Raw genomic sequence first — 21,628 nt, 5'->3', positions numbered from 1 at the left:
AGTTCTGATAGAACTACGTAATTAATTATTATTTGAAGCCTTTATTCTCCGATTCTCCCCCAAAATGTCTATCTTTGTAAAAAGACATTTATCATAAAACTATGAACTGGACCCAATTACTGTCAGGCAAACGTTTTGGAATGGAAGAGTATCATGAACGCAAACATGAGCGTACGGATTTCCAACGGGATTACGACCGGTTAATCTTCTCCTCCCCCTTTCGCAGATTACAGAATAAGACACAGGTATTCCCTCTACCAGGTAGTATCTTTGTTCATAACCGTTTGACGCATAGCCTGGAAGTATCTTGTGTAGGTCGTTCACTAGGTAATAATGTAGCGAAGGGGTTAATGCAGAAATACCCTGATGGAAGTATCAATTTTCCGGAATTAGGTTCTATCGTTTCTGCTGCCTGCCTGGCTCATGATATGGGAAACCCTCCATTCGGACATTCCGGTGAACGGGCTATCTCCGCTTACTTTTCTGAAGGGAACGGTAGTTATCTGGAAGATGAAATACGTTCGACTGGCGGCCGTTGGGAAGATTTCCTGCATTTTGAAGGGAATGCCAATGCCATGCGCCTGCTTACGCACCAGTTTATCGGCAGACGCAAAGGAGGCTTTGCACTTACTTACAGCACCTTGGCCTCCATTATTAAATATCCGTATGCATCGGTTTATTCCGGGAAGAAAGGTAAATTCGGATTTTTCCAGTCGGAAGAAGAAGCCTATTTGCGCATAGCGGTAGAACTGGGGATAAATAAAAATCCGGAAGATGCCAACAAATACGTCCGTTACCCCCTGGTCTATCTGGTGGAAGCGGCCGACGACATCTGTTATCAAATCATGGATATAGAAGATGCCTGCAAACTACACATCCTGACAATAGAAGAGGCTATCCGCCTTTTACTTAACTTCTTTGAAGGGGAACGGCTCGACCGCATCATTAAAGTCATGAAAATGGTAGACGATACAAACGAACAGATCGCTTACCTCCGTTCCTGTATTATCGGTTTATTGGTAGACGAATGTTCACGCGTCTTTCTGGAAAATGAAGAAGGAATACTGGCCGGAACATATAATACACCCCTGATCGAGCAGATCAATACGAAAGCCAAAGAGGCTTATGAAACCTGTTCAAAGACAGCATACAAAAAGATCTATCGTGCCAAAGAAGTACTCGACATCGAGCTGGCCGGTTACCATATCTTCAGCCACCTCATCGACAGTTTGACGGAGGCCGTTATGAACCAGAGCCATGCTTACAGTAAACTCCTGTTACAACGTATCCCGGAACAATACGACACCAATGCTCCCACCACGTATGGCAAGGTGCAATGCGTACTCGATTACATATCAGGGATGACAGATGTATATGCCCTCGATTTATATCGTAAGATCACCGGAATGAGTCTTCCGGCCGTATAATTAATATTCTTCGCGGTATTTACCTTCTTCCTTGTCTTCAAGGATGCTGAGGTAACTTTTGTAACGCGACTCGCTAATGTAATTTTCTTCGAGTGCTTTAAGTACTGCGCAGCCCGGTTCATGCCGGTGCGAACAGTCGCTGAACTTGCAATCAGCCGAGAATTTGAATATTTCAGGGAAGTAATGGGATATTTCGGCCGTCTCCATCTCGATTGTTCCGAACCCTTTGATCCCCGGGGTATCAATCAGGTATCCGCCTTCCGGTAATGGGATCATTTCAGAAAAGGTTGTAGTATGCATCCCTTTGTTATGATACTCAGAGATATCGCCTGTCCGCAAGTTTACCCCCGGAACAAGCTTATTGATGATTGTCGATTTTCCCACTCCCGAATGTCCCGACAGAAGTGTAATCTTATCTTTCATCTCGGCCTTCAATTCTTCCAGCCCCTCACCTGTCTTTGCACAGAGCGTAGAACAGGGATAACCGATCGTTGTATATAGATTTATCATAGCATCGAGATATTCTTTCTCTTCTCCTTTATAACGGTCGATCTTGTTGAAGACCATTTTAACCGGCACACGGTAAGCTTCGGCAGTAGCCAGAAAACGATCGATAAAAACAGTGGTAGTAATCGGATAATTGACAGTAACGATCAGCATGGCCTGGTCGAGATTAGCCGCAATGATATGCGACTGTTTCGACAAATTAGAAGCACGACGGATGATATAGTTCTTCCGATCTTCTATATGGGTAATAAACGCAGTGCCTTCATTATTGATATCGATATCAACACGGTCGCCCACCGAGACGGGGTTCGTGCTGCGGATCTCTTTCAGACGAAAATTGCCTTTAACTTTACTTTCCACATCACGACCATCGTCGGTACGCACGGTATACCAGCTACCTGTATTCTTTATTACCAATCCTTTCATGCCTTCTTATTGTCTTATATAAAAAAAGAAGGGCGAAAATTGTTTCGCCCCTACAAGTTATACTGTCATTATTTCTTTTTCTTTAGCAGCGTAGAGGTCATCTACCTTTTTGATAAATTTATCATGTATCTTCTGAACTTCCGCTTCAGCGTCTTTTGCCACATCTTCGGGAATGCCATCTGCTTTCACACTTTTCTTGATTGCCTCGATAGCATCACGACGAGCGTTACGGATACTGATCTTTGCTGTTTCAGCCTCCTGCTTGGATTGTTTTGCCAAAGAGCGACGACGTTCTTCCGTCAACGGAGGAATACCCAAACGGATAATTTCACCATTGTTCTCCGGAGTGATACCTACTTCCGAGTTCATGATCGCCTTTTCTATCTCTTTGATAAGCGGCTTTTCCCACGGAGTAATGATAATCGTCTTTGCATCCGGTGTATTCACCGAAGCTACGTTAGTTAGAGGAACAAGACTTCCGTAATAAGGCACCTTCACATTGTCAAGGATTTTCGGATTTGCCTTTCCGGCACGGATATGAGCCAACTGATCGTCAAGATACTCGATCGCGAACGTCATTTTCTCTTCTGCGGCCTGTACATACTGCTTTATTTCTGCCATAACTGATTGATATTTTGTTTTCTGTTTTTTCGATAAACAAAAGTAGTAAAGTTTTTGAACCTGACAAACAAATTGTTTTTTTAGCAAAAGAATTCAATCATATATCACAGATAAAAAAAGGAAACCGGTCATCTTCGAGTTACGATACGCAACTGAAAATGACCGGTCCCTTATTCATTATTATTATTGGCTGCCGGGGAAACACCGGTTTCTTGCCGGGGAAACACCGGTTTCCTGCGGAAGAAACTGGAGTTTCCCGGGCAGGGAACTGGAGTTTCCAAAGCGGGGAACTACGAGGGAACTGCAATAGACTATTGAACAAGCGCTTAACCCTTTTCGGTAATTTCCTAATGTTTCAGCTTCGGACAGAGGAAAGCCAGATACAAAACACCTATGCTCAAAACGATGATAGCACCCAGTTGCGAAGCCATAGCATCCGACAGGAAGCCCATAAAGAGCGGGAAAATCGTTCCACCGAACAACCCCATGATCATCAGCCCGGATATTTCATTCTTGCGTTGCGGCATAGATTGAATAGCCTGTGAGAAGATGATTGAGAACACATTCGAGTTACCGAAACCGATCAATCCTATACATATATATATAATCTCTTTACTTTGGAAGATGGAAAGACCGACCATAGCCGCCAGCATCATAAGAACGCTAATACCGAAAAATATCTTTGCCGACATCCGCGTCAGGATAAAAGCACCGAGAAAGCATCCGATGGTACGCAAGATAAAGTAAAGGCTGGTAGCGAACGAAGCTTCGTGAAGTCCCATCCCCAAACGTTCCATCAAGATCTTGGGAGCCGTCGTATTTGTTCCCACATCGATCCCTACATGACACATGATACCGATAAAGCACAACAGGATAAAAGGTTTACCCAATAGGGCAAAACATTCGCCAAAAGTAGAAGGTTTGCCTTCCGGCTTCTCCTCTTCTATCTGCGTAGCCCCAAGCAAAAGAACGGCAATGACTGCTACCACCATATAAATAGGGAAAAGTACCCTCCAGCCCAGTCCGAAGGAAGGAATAGCCGCCGTGGCTCCCCACATAGCGATATATGGAGCCAGGAAAGAAGCGATCGCCTTTACAAACTGTCCGAAAGTGAGACTGCTGGCCAATTTATCGCCGCTGATCACATTCGACAGCAGGGGATTCAGCGATGTCTGCATCAATGCATTACCGATACCCAACAGCGAGAAAGAAAGCAGCATCAGCGTATAACCGTCACCGAAGATAGGAAGAAGCAGTGAGAAGAAAGTCACCACCAAGCTGAGCAACACGGTTTTCTTCCGTCCGATACGGTTCATCAACATACCGGTCGGCACGGAGAAAATCAGGAACCAGAAGAACACCAGTGAAGGAAAGATATTTGCTTCCGAGTCCGTCAGGTTCAGGTCGGCCTTCACATAGTTGGAGGCGATACCTACGAGGTCTACAAATCCCATGGCAAAGAATGCCAACATGATAGGGATCAGTTTTATATATAAGCCTTTTTCTTTCATGATCGATCTTTATTAGGATATTCCGGCCATGCACCTTCGCGGGTACAAACAAAAGCTGCTGTTTCTACCGCTGCCTGATGGGCTTCACGCAGGGACTTACCGGTTAATATGGAATAGATAAATGCTCCGGAGAACGAATCGCCGGCACCAACCGTATCGGCCACGACCACCTTAGGAGTGGGAATGGTAGACGTCTCATCTGCAGTATAGATCGAACTGAAGGAACTTCCGGCCGTCAGGATCATATAGCGCAAGTTATATTTAGCGATCAGCTTCCGGCAGACTTCTTCGTCCGTACCTTCCAGGTCACACATAGTGCGTATCAGTTCCAACTCGTCGTCATTGATCTTAAATACATTTGCTTTATGCAGCAATGTTTCGATCAGCTCTTTCGAGTAATAAGACTGGCGGATATTGATATCGAAGAAACGAAGAGCATCTTCGCGGGCATACGACAATAAAGAAAGGATCGTTTCGCGGGAAACGGCTGCACGCAGGGCAAGCGTTCCGAAACAAATGGCATCGGCTTTCTTCACCAGGTCGATGGCTTCCTGGGTAAGAGGAATAAAGTCCCAGGCCACTCCCTCGATGATCGTATAAGTAGGAATACCCTCTTTCAGTTCCACCATTACGCTACCGGTGGGGTGTTCCACTGTTCCCAGACTCGTTGAGATATGACTCTTTTCCAGCTCCTGGATAATCTCCGTTCCGGAGACATCATTCCCTACGGCGCTAATCGCATAACCTTCCGCTCCCATCTGGGTAGCGTGATAAACAAAGTTGATCGGAGCTCCACCGGCTCTCTTTCCTGTGGGTAGGACATCCCACAGCAATTCGCCGATACCCACTACTATTGGTTTGTTCTTTTTCATCATTTGTATGTTTTTTTATTTCCAGATTGAACGTATTTCAGTTATTTTTCCTTTCACGATATCCACATTACCATTCTCGGTAAATACTTCTATCGTATTAAAAGGTTCCGAAGGATAGAACACATCGGTTATAACGATGCGCCCTTCTGCCGTAAAGAACTCAACGGAGGCCACATCTATCAACAATGTCCATTCTATCTCCGGTGTATTCACAATGTAAGGGACAGAGTGAACCGAAGCAAACTTATCGGAGAAAACCTCTCCGGTTGCATTGGTACGGTCTACATAGAACAACTTGTCCACATTCTCATAACCGATTGTAATATACTCGCCCTTGTTGTTTTTCAAACGAACTCCGTACCGGGAGGCAAAGCCCAACTGGGTATTATTCTCCTGGTTGAATGTTAGTTTCAACTCGACAGGAGCCTTACCGAACTCAAATTTATCCGACAGAAGTTCGGACTTGCTGACCTTAATATTATCCAGGGTAACAGACTCGCCGTATAATGCATCCAGTTCCTTTACAGGATCGGAAGTCAGTAAATAGATCGATCCGTCTTTCACCAGTCCCAACTCACGCGGGAACGTAGCAGCTCCACTCCATTTCACACATGGTTTTGCACCGGCATATTCCCAGTTATTCATCCAGCCGATCAATATCTGGCGACCACCGGGAGCGTCAGACCAGGTCACACCTGCATAATTATCTTTGCCATGATCCATCCAGAATGTCTTTTTCTGGTCGCTGGTAAAGGTCTTGCCGTCAAAATCACCAACAAAGTACTGAGTGGCAGAACCGCCGGCCGGACCACCCGGGTTAATATTCACCAACAGAACCCATTTGGATTCGTCCGAACCTTTTACTTTCAGCGGAAGCAGGTCGGGACATTCCCAAACACCGTCATGGCAACCCTGTCCCTTACCGAACTCGCTAAGGAAGGACCAGTCTATACAATTCTTAGAACCATAGAAACTGATCGTCTGTCCCGATGCCACAGACATGATCCACTGTCCGCTCTTTTCATGCCAGAAGACTTTCGGATCACGGAAATCACGTATTCCAGGATTCTCTAATACCGGATTCTTATCGTATTTTATCCATGTACGGCCTTTATCGACACTGTAAGCCACGCCTTGCGATTCGATCTCGATCTGTTTTGCCTGCTCTATATCCGGGTTATGATACGTAAAGAAGGCTACTAAAGGAGGATTTTCAGTTGTACCAAAACCGGATGTATTCTTCCAGTCGACCACTGCACTTCCTGAGAATATATATCCCAGGCTATCCGGAGCCAGTGCGATAGGCATGTGTTCCCAATGCACCAGGTCTTTGCTGATAGCATGCCCCCAGTGCATAGGTCCCCAAACGGACGCTTCAGGATAATGCTGATAAAACAGGTGATATTCTCCTTCATAATACACCATACCATTTGGGTCGTTCATCCAATGTTCTGCAGGAGAGAAATGGAATTGTGGACGATACTTTTCCTGAAACGCGGATACTGTATCCTCCGTTTCAGTTTTCGGTTTACTATTTTTACACGATGTCATAGACAATATGATTACCAGTGGGATCGCAAGATATAAAACATATTTCATCAGCATACTCCTTTTATATACATTTAATAATATCCATTTACTTCCAAATAGACCGGAGTGTATAAACATCCAGATCCTTTACTTCAATATTATTTCCCCAGAAGTGGAAACCTTCCTTATTCTTCATATCCGGACGACGCTCCATTGAATAGGAGTAAGCACCGTTATCTATAAAGACTTCGACAGAAGTCTTATCCAGAATGATATCGGCAGTAATTTCCATGCCGGTCATATCTTCAGGTGAATAGAACACACCATTTATACGATTGAAGTTCATATCATAATCCAATAAAGGTTGTCCGAAGAGATTCAGACCTGCACTGGTGGCATGAGACAGTTTGATGGTGGTACGGATACGTAATATTCCTGCGTCATTATATTGTTGAAGCAACTCATTGGCCTTATCGGCTGTCAGTGAGTTCCACTGGCCTGCTTTGGTCTGCAACTGGTCAAACTCTTTGATCGGTTTACTGAAAAGGCGGATACCGTCTTTGGTCGTGCGCAAAGACAATTCTGTCGGAAGCAACATCATGCCGTTGATAGGCATTCCCGGATGAGAGATACGTCCCCAGCCCAGTTGGATACGGCGTCCGTCGGATTCAGGAATATTGGTGAAAGTTTGGGCGGCATAGATAGAACCGGTCGAATAGTAATATTTACCGGCTTCAGGTGTGAACTTCTTACCATCAAAAGCACCGGTCATATAGGTGCCGGAAGCTCCGTACATCACCCATTTGGTATTATTCTTATTTCCATCGACAGGCAGTTCGAACAATTCGGGGCATTCCCAGAAGCCGGTGATATGGCTTTCGAACGTCCAGTCTTTCAGGTTATCCGAGTTATAGATAGAATGTCCGTCGCGTTCATTCAACACCATCACCCATTTATTGGATGGTTTATGCCAGAACACTTTCGGATCACGGGTATCTTTACTGTTCCATTTCGCTTTGGAGTCGATCACCGGGTTTCCTGTATATTTTGTCCAGGTACGTCCTTTGTCGAGGCTATAAGCAATACATTGTACCTGCTTTTCCGGATTGTCGGCCGTATAGATAGCTACCATCGCCGGAGTACCTTTCTTTCCGAAGCCGGAGGTATTGTCATAGTCGATCACGGCCGAACCGGAGAACATAGTACCATGTTCATCAGGGAATAAAGCCTCCGGCAGTTCTTCCCAATGGACCAGGTCTTTACTTACAGCATGTCCCCAATGCATATTTTCCCATTCACGTTCGTACGGGTTGTGCTGGTAAAACAGATGGTATTCGCCCTCATAATATAGTAATCCGTTGGGGTCGTTATTCCAGCCTCTACGTTGGGTATAATGTATCTGAGGACGGTTTGTCTCCTTATACAGACTATCCTGTCCGGCAATTTCGTCGGCCTGATAGATCTTGTTTATTCCAGCTTTATTCCCGTCGTAGGATATTTTTATTTCTTTATTTTTCAAGGCCGACATATCACAGAACACCCAGTAATCCGGGTTCTCCGGAGCCAGGCGGATCTTAAATGCCCGTTCCTGCTTGCCTCCTACATCAAAAGTCATTACTGCCCGGTCTGTCTGATGCGAAACCGGAAGATTAAGATACCTCTTCGTAATCTTCATTGTCAGGTCTTGTGCCTCCATTGTAGAAATACAGGTCAGTAAAGCACTTGCGAGAATCAACACATTTTTAGTTTTTACTTTCATGGTAAATTAAAATTAAAGTAAGACATTATTATAACGATAAAACAGGGCACAATCTTATTCAGTCAGTGCCCTATTTATATCAAGTCTCATTATCCATTAATCGAAATCCAACTTACAAAGTCAAGCTATGCGTCTCATATTCATTTTGTGATAGTTGAATTTTTATCACATACACTCCTTTAGGCAAATTAGAAAAATCTAAAACATCACCTTCTCTATTCATCTGACCTTTACTTTTCAATATACCAGTACCTTTGCTATATAACTCGTAAGAAACCAGAGAAGATCTTTGTAACAACATTTTTTCATCTAAATTTTCAACCAAAGATAATTCTACTTTTTTTGAAGCCAAAGAGGAGACTAAATAATAACCGGAGAAAGCAGTTACTGTTAGAGAACCTCCTGTATTTTGATTTCCACATGGCGAATCGCCCTGACACATAACAAGATAATTTCCTGAATTAGGGAAAGTTACCTCACAACTATTCTTATAAGCATATTTAGTTGCATTAGGAGATACAGTCCATTTATAAGGATTAAAAAGTTCTGCAGTTTCAGTCACAGGAGTTACCGAATATACAACCCTTTCTCCAACTCTCACTCTTGCCGGTCCATTGACATAAGTTACAACAGGTATTCCCAAAAATATTTTTTTAGAAGTAGATTTATTACCACAGGTAACCGAAATCTCAGCAAGTTCTCTTTCCTGAAGCATTTCAACTTGAATTTTATTTGTTCCTTGACCAGAAAGTATTTTTACTTTACCTGATACTTGCCAAACAAAACCAGATCCAGACTTCGGTATCCTATATTCAACTATTTTTTGTCTTGGACAAATATTGTTGGTACCAAGTATTTTGAAAGGGAAGCCAGATCCAACGCCAACAGCATACCAAGCGTCTGTTACCTGTATCACTTCTTCAGAATCAACACCATATAAAGATGTTGCAGCCATGATACTATAATTACAAGCTTGCGAGTAATTTGAATTAGACGTTAAATACTTCGTCAAAGTGTTATAAGCAATTTTTGCAGCTTTATCTATGCCTATTCCTTGGATTGCGTAAGAGTTTCCTAAATCATTTGTTCCCGAACCACCTACTGACAATAAATAAAACCAATGATTTAAAACCCCACTATTTGTATGTACACCACCATGATCAGTATTTGCTGTATGCCAATTAGCTCCTTGATAAGTATCCGGTTGCCCTCCCATTTTAGGATTATCCATATATCTCAAAGCCCCAGACATAATATCCTCTCCAATACGCCATATATTATTTCCACTTCCACTTTTTGCATAATTTTCCACACAGGCTGCCCATATATCACTAAAACCTTCATTCAAAGCCCCTGACTCATTCTGATAAACCAAATTTGCCGTAGAGGAAGTTATACCATGTGATATTTCATGAGCAATTACATCTAATGACGTCACCGCGTCCCAAGTAGTTCCTACTCCATAGGTCATACGTTGTCCATCCCAAAAAGCATTATTGTTATTATTGTAACCAAAATTAGTCAATGTCGCATTTACATAATTAAGTAATACGGAACCACGATTATCATAACTATTTCTATTAAATATTTTCTTAAAATAATCATAAGTCATTTCCGCTCCCCAATGTGCATCCAATGCAGCATCATCATTATTGGCATTATGCCATTCTGTCGCAGTCCAGTTATTATCATTATCAACATAATCAATATCAGCATAATTAGACCGTCCACTTAAATTATATGTTTTTATTCCACTTCCACGAGAATAATCATGAAGACGAAAACCTCCAGAAGCACTTTGTGTTTCAATATTTCTCACTCCACTATATCTAGTAGAAGCAGAACCAGCAACTTGATAAATTAAAGAATTCTTACCTTCTACCTTACCATCATCTGCATTTACATATACATAATTGCGGCTTAGTGGCTTATTAGCATAAATATTAAACTTATACGTAAGAATAGGAATACTATCACTAAAATAAATAACGAGTTCTCCTTTAGGATAAAACGTTGCTGTTGAATCTTGCTGTTCTTTCTTCAACCAAGCTTCATTTTCTTCATTCTCCCACATATAAGATTCTGCACCAACATAAGCTAACGCATTTGCAAGTGCAGTTCGTTCAGATATACCAGGAACGACATCAGTAGCTGTTATCGTTCTAAAATTACCATTAATACTTTCTGCTACATCATCTTTATAATGTACATGATATTGGGAACCTTCAACTTTAATTCCTTTATAATACTGAGTAAAAGAGACATGATCATCACTTATAACAGAGTTACTTTCATGTAATAAAACTGAAACATTTTTTCCCAATGGCAAAACGTCTGTTAAAATTGTTTTCGCTTCTAAAACCTTATCCTGAACAATTCTTTGTTTTGAATACTTTATTGAATTTTGCCCGGAAAGCCTAACAAACGATGGTATGACTTTATCTACATCATAGACAATACTATCATTGATATTCTGAGAATAAGTATTACCACTCAAACATATCAATATTAAAAATAAGACTAAATTTTTCATATGTAAATAGATTTATTAGAGGTCTATAGAACATTATTAACTCTATGACCCAATTAATACTAGTAAACACAAAAGCTACATTCCTAGAATGCACTTTGAAGAAACAATATGATTCCATTTTTCTATTATCAACACCTCCTATCCATTTAATTAATATGAACATATATATTAAGTTCATTTGTTTAACAATGATTTGGTGAAAGCAAAAGTATTCCCTCTCCCGATAACAGGTGATAAAATATTCATTTAAGCGTATCAAAATTGTCACATACATAAAGATTTAAGGATAAAATGTGACATTTGTGATAGGGACGCGACATTTGTTATTTATCAGGGGAAAGCGAGAACGATAATATTTTTATTATCTTTGTAATGTCGTTAAGACAAACGTTCTATGCATAGTGACGATGGGCTAAAGACCCGGTTACCCTTTTTGTATAACTCATAAATAAAATAAAATGGACAAAGTGAATCGTTTTTTTGAATTAAAGGAGCTGTGGAAACAGAGTGCCGAGGCAGATCGCCCAACCATCGATCTACAGATGACTGACCTGATGGATAGTATGACCGACCAAGAAGTTGAAGAACTAACCACTGGTGTACAAAATGACTTTGATAATATTCATCGAGAAGTTATTGAGATAAAAGAACAACTTTCGATCCGGGAGCGACTGGAACCGGTATTGCCTTATTTGTCTGTTTCTAAATTGTCAAAGGATTATTTCAATAAATCCTCATCCTGGTTCTACCAGCGTTTGAACGGAAATTTGGTGCATGGCAAAGTTAGCCGATTTACCCGTGATGAGTTAGTTATTCTGGAAATGGCTTTGAAAGATATCAGTCTGCGTATTTCTGCATTACGGCTTGTGTGAACAAGGCCGATCATTTAATATTCCGTCGGTGTAACATCATACACCTGCTTAAAGCATTTGGAGAAGTAAGCCGGTGAAGAAAAACCGGTCTGATAAGCAATTTCGCTTACTGTATATTGTTTTTGTTTTAATAAGGCCGCCGCTTTACTCAGGCGATAATTACGAAGGAATTCGACAGGTGTCGTTCCGGTCAGTTCTTTTATTTTCCGGTGAAGATGTCCGCGGGACAAGCCTAACGTATCACTCAGTTTCTCTACATTATATTCAGTATCTGCATAGACTTCTTCTATACATTTGATAAAGTTATTCAGGAACACATCATCCATGTTCTTTACCTTTTCCGGCTCGGTCAGTAACAGGTTTCCTTTTTGCAGTTTCTCAAGCAACTGTTCGCGTAGTCGTTTACGCTCTTCCAGAATACGGATAATCTTCAGTTTGACGAAATTAATACGGAAAGGCTTCTGGATATATTCATCCGCACCTCCTGATAATCCGAAGTTACGTTGACGTTCGTCGGAAAGGGCGGTCAACAAAACAATCGGAATATGGCTGGTCGATAGATTTGTCTTGATATGACGGCACAGATCGAAACCGTTCATTTCAGGCATCATTACATCACTCAATACCAACGATACATCTTCGGTTGCCAAAACTTCCAATGCCTCTTTTCCGTTAGCAGCAAGCAATATATCGAAATTATCCTGCAACTCCTCTTTCAGGTATGTTCTCACCTCTTCATCATCTTCCGTGATCAGAATGGTATATGGATATTTGACTGACAACAATTCTTTTTCGGTAGAGTCATCCAATTGGGAAGCATCATAAGCCAACGGGGAAATAGGCAGTTCAGTAACATAACCATCTGTAAAATGCTCTTTTCCTTTCAACAATGTCAGGGAAAAAACCGTCTTTACTCCCGGAGTGCTCTCTACCGCGATCGTTCCATGATGCATATCGACATATTCTTTCACCAGATGAAGTCCTATTCCGGTTCCGTTGGAAGCATTTCCCGTATAAAAACGGGTAAAAAGGTAAGGTATATTCTCAGGAAGAATACCCCGACCACTATCTTCTACCAAGACCTGTATTTTATTATCTACCTCAGCCAGGCTTATATGAACCGTCCCATTTTCAGGAGTAAACTTAAATGCGTTGGATAGCAGGTTGACCAGAACCTTCTCCATCATCACCGGATCGAACCACAGCATACATTCCTTCAACTCAGAAGTAAAAGTGAAATTAATATGCCGCACAGTAGCCATACTTTCAAAATAAGATTTGATCTCACGGATGAAAGCAATAAGGTCCGTCTTACGTATCTTCAGCTTCTCCTGCTTATTCTCCACCTTCCGGAAATCAAGTATCTGGTTGATGACGCGCAACAGATGATCCGCATTCTTCTGCATCAATTGCAGGTCGCGCAGGTAGGGAGAATCATGCATCAACTTCAACAACTTATCCAAAGGGCCGAGGATCAGAGTCAGCGGAGTACGAACCTCGTGGGAAATATTCGTAAAGAATTGTAGTTTTTGTGCTGTCACTTCTTTTATCTCGGCGTTCAACTGGATAAGCTTTTCTCGTTGTTCTTCCTCCTTCCGGTTGATCTCGCGCAGTTCGTGATTGGTTTTCTTCAACTTAAAATTAATCAGGAAAGTATAGATAGAAAGAAGTACAAAACCGATCATCAGGATGGAAATGATCAGAAAAGAGTCCTGCAGGAAATTAAAACGGTTGAGCAACGTATCGAGGTTCGTACGTTGTTGTTCGATCCTTTTTTGGTAATTCAGGAGGCGGGCGGATTGTATTAAGAGAGTCCGTGCACTGATCTTATCGATCTCCCCGGTTTGCAAAGGGATATACTTTTGAACCGACTCTCCGTTAATGATTTTCATAGCAGTACGTATCACCTGTTCACCTCCGGTAGGATAAAGGAAAGAGGCATTGATACGTCCGTCGGCCACAGCTTCAAGTCCGGCTCCTGCCACTGCATCCACTCCGATAATCGGTAGTTTTTCCGCCCATTCCGGAGCCTTTTCTATGAAATATTCGCGGGCGGCAATAGCCATCATATCATTATGGGAATAAACAAAATCCACCTTGAACGGCCATTCCAACTGTTTCAAACGTACTTTTGCCGTATCATACACCCATTCTCCTTCTACTTTACGGAAACTTAAGTCAGACCGTTTCACCAAGGCATCTATAAACCCCTGATGGCGTTCCTGTGCCGGAGAAGAACTCGACAACCCCCATATTTCCAAGATAGAAGCCGAAGGAGGAAGATACCTGGCAGCATAACTACCGGCAGCATATCCGATCGTATAATTATCGGCACCGACGAATGTCGTATACAAATCCGTATTGACTTTCCTGTCGGTGATAATAGTTGGAATACCGGCCTTGTACGCCTCTTCGGCAACTTCCGTGATCGGGTTCGATTGAAAAGGGGAGATAATCAATACATCCACCTTGTCGTTTATCAATTCTTTTATCTGCCGGATCTGTGTATCGTTATTGCTGTTCGCATCCTTGACGATTATTTCAATATTGTCATAGTTGGAAGCTTCAATCTGCATTTCCTTTACCATCGCCTGCCGCCAGGCATCGTCGAGCATACATTGCGAGACACCGATTATATACTTCTTTTCTTTTTCCAAGGTATTACAACTTACTACCAATAAAGAAAAGAAAGACAATAACAAAAAGTATTTTATGCGTCTCACCAATGCCAGACAGGATTGTTTTTTCATGTATTATCTTCAGATTTATTTTACATTGACTAAAGTACAAAAATAAAATAATATCCTCTGAGAAGACTATCACAAATGTCATAAACTCGATAACAATTGTACCATACCTCACATCCACATACAAAAAACCTCTTTCTCCATAACGAAGAAAGAGGCCAATTGTCTGTTAAACAGAATAAAGAACTAGTTATGGACCAATGTTCCGATATTTTCCCCGCTCATCACCTTTTTCAGGTTACCGTTAGTATCCATATCGAAGACAATGATCGGCAGGTTATTTTCTTTACACATGGTAGTTGCCGTCAGATCCATAACCTTCAGGCCACGAGTGTATATTTCATCATAAGTGATATCTGAAAATTTGGTTGCCGTAGGATCTTTCTCCGGATCGGCCGTGTAGATGCCATCTACGCGGGTACCTTTCAGCATCACATCGGCTTCGATCTCGATCCCTCGCAGGGAAGAACCGGTATCGGTAGTAAAGAACGGATTACCCGTACCGCCGGACATGATTACGACATTACCTTGTTCCAATAGTTCGATGGCACGCCATTTATTATAAAACTCACCGATCGGTTCCATACGAATGGCAGTCAGCACCTTTGCCTTCACGCCTTGTGCAACCAACGCAGAACTCAATGCAAGGCTATTGATAACCGTTGCCAGCATTCCCATCTGGTCTCCCTTCACCCGGTCGAATCCTTTGGATGCGCCACTCAGGCCACGAAAGATATTACCACCACCGATCACAATTCCGATCTGTACACCCATTTCGGCAATTTCCTTGATTTGTGTTGCATACTCGTTCAGACGAACTTCGTCGATACCGTATTGTTTCCCTCCCATCAGCGACTCACCGCTTAGTTTCAGAAGAATTCGTTTGTATTGTGCCATCTTGCTATTTTTTGATTTCTAAATGTTCTTCTGCAAAAATACAGTATTTCAATCAGCAAACAATATCAGTAAGGAATTATTGCGGTATTATTTAATAAAACCGTATAGCAAATGTAACAGGTTTGCAACGCATACACTTTACTTTTGCTCCTGAAATGAAACACACACTTTATTCCTTATTTTGAAACACTAAGAATATTGACCAAACCTTCTTCCTAACTTTAGCATTCCCCTGTTTCTTTCAGCGGAAAGAGACGGGGAATGTCGTTTTCACAATTTCATATATCTTTTTACTTTTCAGGGCTGAACAATATAAAGGAACACTCTGTTTCATAGAAAAGAAACGTTGAACAAAAAGAATCAATTTAAAATTATGTAGTTATGAAAAATGTATTAATTGGTATCGCCGCCGGTGCAGTCATCGGTTACGTACTTCGCAAAATGGAAGATGACGGTAAATTCAAATGTATTCACAATGACGTTACTCAGCTGACGGACATGGCAAAGAAAAAATTCAAGAATGTAGTAGATAAAGGTGTCAATGAAGCCGAATATATTGCCGACCGTGTTGAACATGTCACTGATAAGGTGAAGAAAAACGGAACAAATTAACATCCAATCATAAGTTATTCTTACATTTTGTCAGCCAACAATCAAACAAAAGACTGATTTAATGACAAAAAGACATATCTGGATAATAAATTCATTTGGCACACAGTTTGTATATTGATAAGCGAACGAGGGGTTCGGAAAGAGCCCGGAGTTCAATAAATTATTGAATGTGTAACTTAAATATAGGAGATTTAATTATGATGCCGATCAGAAAAAATCAAAATTGGTTACCGAGTGTCTTCAATGATTTCTTCGATAACGACTGGATGGAAAAAGCTAATTCTACAGCGCCTGCCATCAATGTGATTGAAAGCGAAAAAGATTATAAAATAGAATTAGCTGCTCCGGGAATGACTAAAGATGATTTCAACGTTCGTATTGACGAAGACAATTGTCTGGTTATCTCCATGGAAAAGAAGAGTGAAAACAAAGATGAAAAGCATAACGGACGCTATCTGCGCCGTGAGTTTTCATACTCTAAATTCCAGCAGACGATGATATTGCCGGACGATGTTGAAAAAGAACAGATCAGTGCAAAAGTAGAACACGGTGTGTTGACAGTGGATGTTCCTAAAAAAGCTCCGGTCGAAGCTGCAAAACTGCAGAGGAATATTGAGATTAAGTAACTTATAAATAACAAAATGAATACCCCCCGTCGGAATATCCGTCGGGGGGTATTTTTTTATCTGACTTCTCTCTTCTCAGGGATACCGACAGATGAACTTTATTTTATTACTTTAGTATTAATACGGCTACCTGTTCGCCCGTCACGGGGTAATTGGTTGAAGTATAGACGCTGCAAGCAACGTCTATACCTGACAACCGCGTAGCGGTAATTTTAGAATTATTTCATTATTTCTTATTTAACGATTGCTTTAACAGCAGCTTCGCCTTCTACAGCAACTACAACTACGCCCTGAGGAGCAGCGATTTCTGCATTGTCAGAAGAAAGTACTGTGTTAGCAATAGCCTGACCTAAGATGTTGCTGATTGTAACAGTCTTACCTGCAGCACCTTTGATAGTAACTTTACCGTTACCGGCAACTACAGAAACTTCACTGGCAGTGATAGCATCGTTAGATGTTGCTACTTCTTCAGTCGGTTCGATGTTGAAGATTTCAGTATCGAGGATAGCTTCGTTGTAGTTTGCAGCTTTTGCAATTACAGGAACCCCATTCTGGATTTTAATCCAACCACCCTTACCATCTGTAGGAATAGGTTTGTCACCAACTGATTCGATCAGGAAGTCACAAGCAGGTTTATCATCAACCAGACGCAATGCGAATACTGCATTCTTGATACCATATTCGTGAGCAGCATTGATAGAATCACCCTTAGTGTTCTTGCTAGGATCAGCATCCAAAGTCCATGTAGTCATATTGTGCTTGTTGTCACCCAGGAAGATAGAGTCTGAAGCAACAGCCAATGCAGCTAGGTTCATATCTTTACCATGACGCATTACGATCAAAGTATCACCGATATGTTTTGCCCATGTGAATGACAGACGAGTATACTTTTCATTCCAGATATAATCCTTACCGTTAGCAGCCAACTGTACAGAATCCTGTGCATTAACTAAATAACGACCGATCTTATAACCCTGAGAAGGAACTTTGTGACCGCAATCACCGTGGTTAGCGATATATTCATCTGTATTATGTTCTGGATTATCAGGACACAACATACCAGCAGGAACTTCTGTTACGTCTACAGCAAACATATACTGAGGCATCTTAGTCTCATTACGTACATAAGCAGTATCAACATACAGAGCAGACAGTTTGTTGTCACCCTTACCTTCTACGCCCAGGAAGTTGATTCCTTTTTCCTTAGAATAAACGCTATAAGCATCTTCATACAGATATTCTTTAGCTGTGCTGTTTACTCTATAGATCTTAGCATACTTGTTAACATCCATATCTTTCAGACCATCTTCAGGATTAGAAACACCCAGACGACGATACAGAGGAGTTGTACTTTCTTTCAAAGCGAATGTTGCAACACGTTCTTCGCTGCACTGACCTTCGATAGAGAACTTCATAGATGCATCACGTACACCTACACGAGTCGGATCTTCTTTCTTATTTGCACTAATCAATGCATAATAGCAAGTAGTATCACCTTCTTCTGAGATCAACTGGTTGTTTTCTTTCAGATAGAATTCAGCAGCCTTTGATTTATCAGCAGAGATAGCATATGTATTTTCGTTATTCGGATCTTCAACAACAAACTTGTTATTATTACCCAGTTTAGAGCTATCATATACACGGATACGATATGCTTTCTTATACAACTGAGGTGCAACAGAACCTACATAACCATACTTAACATCATAAAGCGGTTTAACTGTATCCAATTCAACTGTTACTTTTTCACCTTTCAGGTCTACATAAACAGTTGTATCAACAGCTGTTGTATTTACATTTACAAAATTACCAACCTGGATACCATTGAAATAGTCCATATTGAAAGCAATCTTTGACAATGCATCTTCAGTTACAGAAGCATAACCCAGATATTTGTTAGTAAGAATACCAGCAAGCGGTTTCTTAACTTCAGCCTTAACCCAAGCCAAAGTATCTGTAGAAACATAGCCAAACATACCTACCTGCGCAAAGATCTGGCTTGCGTCAGCACCTTTATACAACTGAACATTTTTTACACTCTTTGCAGGGAATTCACGGTTGTAAATGTTTACAGTCTGTTCACCCGGCAAACCAGGGTTCTGTTCAACAACCCACTGCGTACGTGGCATATGGCCGAAGTCCTGAGCCTGTCCATAAAGCTGAGATTGTTCTTCAGAAGCATATTCCAAATTAGTGCCACAGAAGTCTGCAACCAAATATTTACCATTCTGAACTTTCTTCACGTTAGAAGCCAAGTTGAAGAAATAAACACCTGAAGGTAAAGTTGTCTTCGCATATTTAGAAGAACCATTGATAGTAATCTTTGTATTAATTGTAGAAATAGGAGTAGAACCTGCCTTATATTCAGAACTTCCTACAGTTACTTCACGATGGTTATCAGCAAGAACAGCTATTTTAATTAAATTCTGTTCAAAAGGAAGATTGCTAGCATCAATGTCCACAGCTGTACCATTAGTTGTTTCCAATGCTGCTGCATTAGCTTTCCAGATTCCTAGATCCTGAGGATTTGTTGCTGAAGTCATTTGAGTCCAGAACTTCGTATCATCCTGTTTTTTTGCAAAACCTGCTGTACGAATTACAATAGAGTCAGAAGACGGATACCATACAAACTGGAAATTGAAACGACCATTCAAATCATGGCGAGTACGATCCAAAGCATTGTGAATTCTCTGATCTTTAAAATTCTTAATAGCAAAAGCGAGATGCTTATTACCAGCTTTGCTTGTAACGAAGTTTGTATCAACAGCCAAATAAGTCATTTTTGATGCATCTTCTGTTTCATCATTTGCTTTCAAAGAAACCCAACCATCTGACATTGCAGCAGTCTTAAATTCTCCATAAGCTTCCGGAGTTTTTGCTTTCAAAACTGTTTCTGCTGTTGTTTTTGATGTTGTATAACCAGCTACTATGGTAGAAACACCGTCAAAAGTATCACCTTTTATAATTTTATCCAGTTCTTCAAAAGCTCTACTCAAACCTAAAGAAGCAGATGTCAAATCATTAGTACTAACACCATAAGCTTCTGACGGATGAGAATAAAGCATCGTATTCAATGCGGCTTTCACTGCTGTTACAGTAGCATCTTCAACACCTGTTACCACTGTTGCATTAACAATTGCTTCAATATCAGCCTTATCTGTTTTTTTATTATATTCTCCAGTATTTGCAGCAGTAGCAATAGCACTATAAATATCCCATACTGCTTTATGATCTGCTGTAAATGTAGCCTCAGGCATCAACGCTTTGATAGATTTACCAAAAGCTTCAACTACAACTGCTTCCAGATAATCGTATTCAGCATTGGTTAGTTCGTTATACTTTGCAGCCAAATTTAAATTATTTGTTAATTCATCTTTACCCGGAGTTGCAGGTGCTGTGAAATTAGCAGGGAAACCTACCGGTGCAACAGCTTTATATTCTTGTTTAGTAAACAAGTTTATTGCAGCAGGATTACCACCTTCAACATCTTTATCGAATGTCAATTTCAATTTTCCAGTTTCTGTATTAGCCCAAAGCATAGAGTTCAGATCATCTACACCTAAAACAATCGCCTGAGGATCAACAGGAACAACTTTTAATTGGCTATTTGACAGGCTTGCCACAGGATTATTCAATGCATATTTCAATGCATATACACTAGAGCTTCCTTTTACCAAAGTAACAACTGAGTCATTCTTCGCCCCAAATACAGAGGTTAATGCAACTTCTTTAGTTGTGAGATTTTTAAAACCATTTACAGGATCCGGAGCATCATGCCATTTCCACAAAGCCACATCTCCACCAATGTTTGTAGCATCAGCAGAAGTATTTAATGCTTTTAAAGCAGTAGACGGATCAACAGCCAAAGCTGTTCTCGTTCCCAAGTTAACAAATGCATAACGATAACCATCTGTAGCGTTACCCTGTACATCAATAGTCCATAAAGTAAAACGAGCATCCACTACATTGTCTGTAGCCACAGCCTGTAGTTGATAGGCAGCACCATTGTTTACCGGAACCATAGCTATCACTTCTTTAGTAGTAGCAGTCTTCAACTGATAATAAGTACCAGCTTTAATTGCCTGTGCATAAGTAGGTGTTGCTGGAGCAACATACTTAGCATAGCTAGGAGCAGCATTTACAGTTCCAATACTTGTCGCCAGCAGGACGCCAGCTACCAAAGTAGAAAACTTTTTGTTCATAAATCTAAATTTTAATATTAATAATAGTGTTAATGAAATAGTTCTTGTTCAATCATTTACATACTCTAGTCCAATTTGAGTGACTAGAAAAAACGACCGTTTATTCTAGTCATGCTTTTGAGGGAAACGTCTGTTTGTAGTCAAAACATAGAATTTCGTACTTGTTTTGCTATTCTATTGATAAGAAAGGAGATACTAAAGATATTTTTCTTTGAAAAAGGATTGTGATTTCAAAAGTTATAAGTACTTTTGTTGACGAGAATAAACGGTCGTTTTATTTAGTCAGTCATAATAAGATATTCTTCTCTTATTTTTCATAGCATTTAATGCAATAAATTACCCCTATAAATATAGCTATTATATATATTAATGTACGCGCGTACCTTTTATAAATATAATTTTCTTTTAATTTGGCGTCAAAGGCATCCTTACACTCATAACAAGCTATATATCTACACTTTACAGATGACGCCACCTTTAAATCCA

The 21,628-nt window shown here is 40.8% G+C and carries 14 protein-coding genes; 4 read left to right on the top strand and 10 right to left on the bottom strand.

The window, feature by feature from the left end; genetic code table 11:
- The first annotated feature begins 101 nt into the window (after nt 1–101).
- Complete coding sequence (gene dgt, locus M1P97_RS18725) at nt 102–1,427, top strand: dGTP triphosphohydrolase (protein WP_195373457.1); 1,326 nt, start codon at nt 102–104, stop codon at nt 1,425–1,427.
- Here dgt and rsgA read toward each other — a convergent pair whose 3' ends face one another.
- The 7 genes from rsgA to M1P97_RS18690 all read right to left on the bottom strand — a co-directional run bounded on the left by rsgA (nt 1,428) and on the right by M1P97_RS18690 (nt 11,186).
- Entirely contained in the window at nt 1,428–2,360 is a 933-nt protein-coding gene (gene rsgA / locus M1P97_RS18720) for a ribosome small subunit-dependent GTPase A (protein ID WP_195373456.1), read from the bottom strand.
- Between the two features lie 57 nt (nt 2,361–2,417).
- Nucleotides 2,418–2,981: a ribosome recycling factor gene (gene frr, locus M1P97_RS18715; RefSeq protein WP_195373455.1), complete on the bottom strand. Its 564-nt coding sequence runs from the start codon at nt 2,979–2,981 to the stop codon at nt 2,418–2,420.
- Nucleotides 2,982–3,328: 347 nt separating this feature from the next.
- Entirely contained in the window at nt 3,329–4,492 is a 1,164-nt protein-coding gene (locus M1P97_RS18710; RefSeq protein WP_195373454.1) for an MFS transporter, read from the bottom strand.
- Nucleotides 4,489–5,364 (bottom strand): carbohydrate kinase family protein, encoded by an 876-nt coding sequence (locus M1P97_RS18705; protein WP_195373471.1) that lies wholly within the window; start codon nt 5,362–5,364, stop codon nt 4,489–4,491. The genes M1P97_RS18710 and M1P97_RS18705 overlap by 4 nt, the downstream gene beginning before the upstream one ends.
- Nucleotides 5,365–5,379: 15 nt before the next feature.
- Nucleotides 5,380–6,963: a glycoside hydrolase family 32 protein gene (locus tag M1P97_RS18700; protein WP_249389862.1), complete on the bottom strand. Its 1,584-nt coding sequence runs from the start codon at nt 6,961–6,963 to the stop codon at nt 5,380–5,382.
- A gap of 37 nt (nt 6,964–7,000) precedes the next feature.
- On the bottom strand, nt 7,001–8,653 hold the full coding sequence (locus M1P97_RS18695; protein ID WP_394803931.1) for a DUF4980 domain-containing protein: 1,653 nt from the start codon (nt 8,651–8,653) through the stop codon (nt 7,001–7,003).
- A 112-nt stretch (nt 8,654–8,765) separates the two neighbouring features.
- Nucleotides 8,766–11,186, bottom strand: coding sequence for a M4 family metallopeptidase (locus M1P97_RS18690; protein WP_249389861.1), 2,421 nt, complete (start codon nt 11,184–11,186; stop codon nt 8,766–8,768).
- 458 nt (nt 11,187–11,644) lie between these two features.
- On the opposite strand from M1P97_RS18690, the gene M1P97_RS18685 reads away from it, so the two are divergent.
- Nucleotides 11,645–12,058, top strand: a complete 414-nt coding sequence (locus tag M1P97_RS18685) for a DUF5053 domain-containing protein (RefSeq protein ID WP_249389860.1) — start codon at nt 11,645–11,647, stop codon at nt 12,056–12,058.
- A 14-nt stretch (nt 12,059–12,072) separates the two neighbouring features.
- On the opposite strand, the gene M1P97_RS18680 is transcribed toward M1P97_RS18685, so the two are convergent.
- Together M1P97_RS18680 and pyrH are read right to left on the bottom strand one after the other, a co-directional pair.
- Nucleotides 12,073–14,808, bottom strand: a complete 2,736-nt coding sequence (locus tag M1P97_RS18680) for a substrate-binding domain-containing protein (RefSeq protein WP_249389859.1) — start codon at nt 14,806–14,808, stop codon at nt 12,073–12,075.
- A 183-nt stretch (nt 14,809–14,991) separates the two neighbouring features.
- Nucleotides 14,992–15,702, bottom strand: a complete 711-nt coding sequence (gene pyrH / locus M1P97_RS18675; protein ID WP_122361228.1) for a UMP kinase — start codon at nt 15,700–15,702, stop codon at nt 14,992–14,994.
- Between the two features lie 381 nt (nt 15,703–16,083).
- On the opposite strand from pyrH, the gene M1P97_RS18670 reads away from it, so the two are divergent.
- Both M1P97_RS18670 and M1P97_RS18665 read left to right on the top strand, forming a co-directional pair.
- Nucleotides 16,084–16,314: a hypothetical protein gene (locus M1P97_RS18670; RefSeq protein ID WP_129731516.1), complete on the top strand. Its 231-nt coding sequence runs from the start codon at nt 16,084–16,086 to the stop codon at nt 16,312–16,314.
- A gap of 197 nt (nt 16,315–16,511) precedes the next feature.
- Nucleotides 16,512–16,940 (top strand): Hsp20/alpha crystallin family protein, encoded by a 429-nt coding sequence (locus M1P97_RS18665; RefSeq protein ID WP_195373468.1) that lies wholly within the window; start codon nt 16,512–16,514, stop codon nt 16,938–16,940.
- A 233-nt stretch (nt 16,941–17,173) separates the two neighbouring features.
- On the opposite strand, the gene M1P97_RS18660 is transcribed toward M1P97_RS18665, so the two are convergent.
- Nucleotides 17,174–21,142 (bottom strand): DUF6383 domain-containing protein, encoded by a 3,969-nt coding sequence (locus M1P97_RS18660; protein ID WP_249389858.1) that lies wholly within the window; start codon nt 21,140–21,142, stop codon nt 17,174–17,176.
- Nucleotides 21,143–21,628: the final 486 nt, after the last annotated feature.

The organism is Parabacteroides leei (assembly GCF_023369805.1).
Taxonomy (GTDB): domain Bacteria; phylum Bacteroidota; class Bacteroidia; order Bacteroidales; family Tannerellaceae; genus Parabacteroides; species Parabacteroides leei.
The sequence above is the reverse complement of the archived record's forward strand: the minus strand, read 5'-3'. Positions and strand labels throughout refer to the sequence as shown.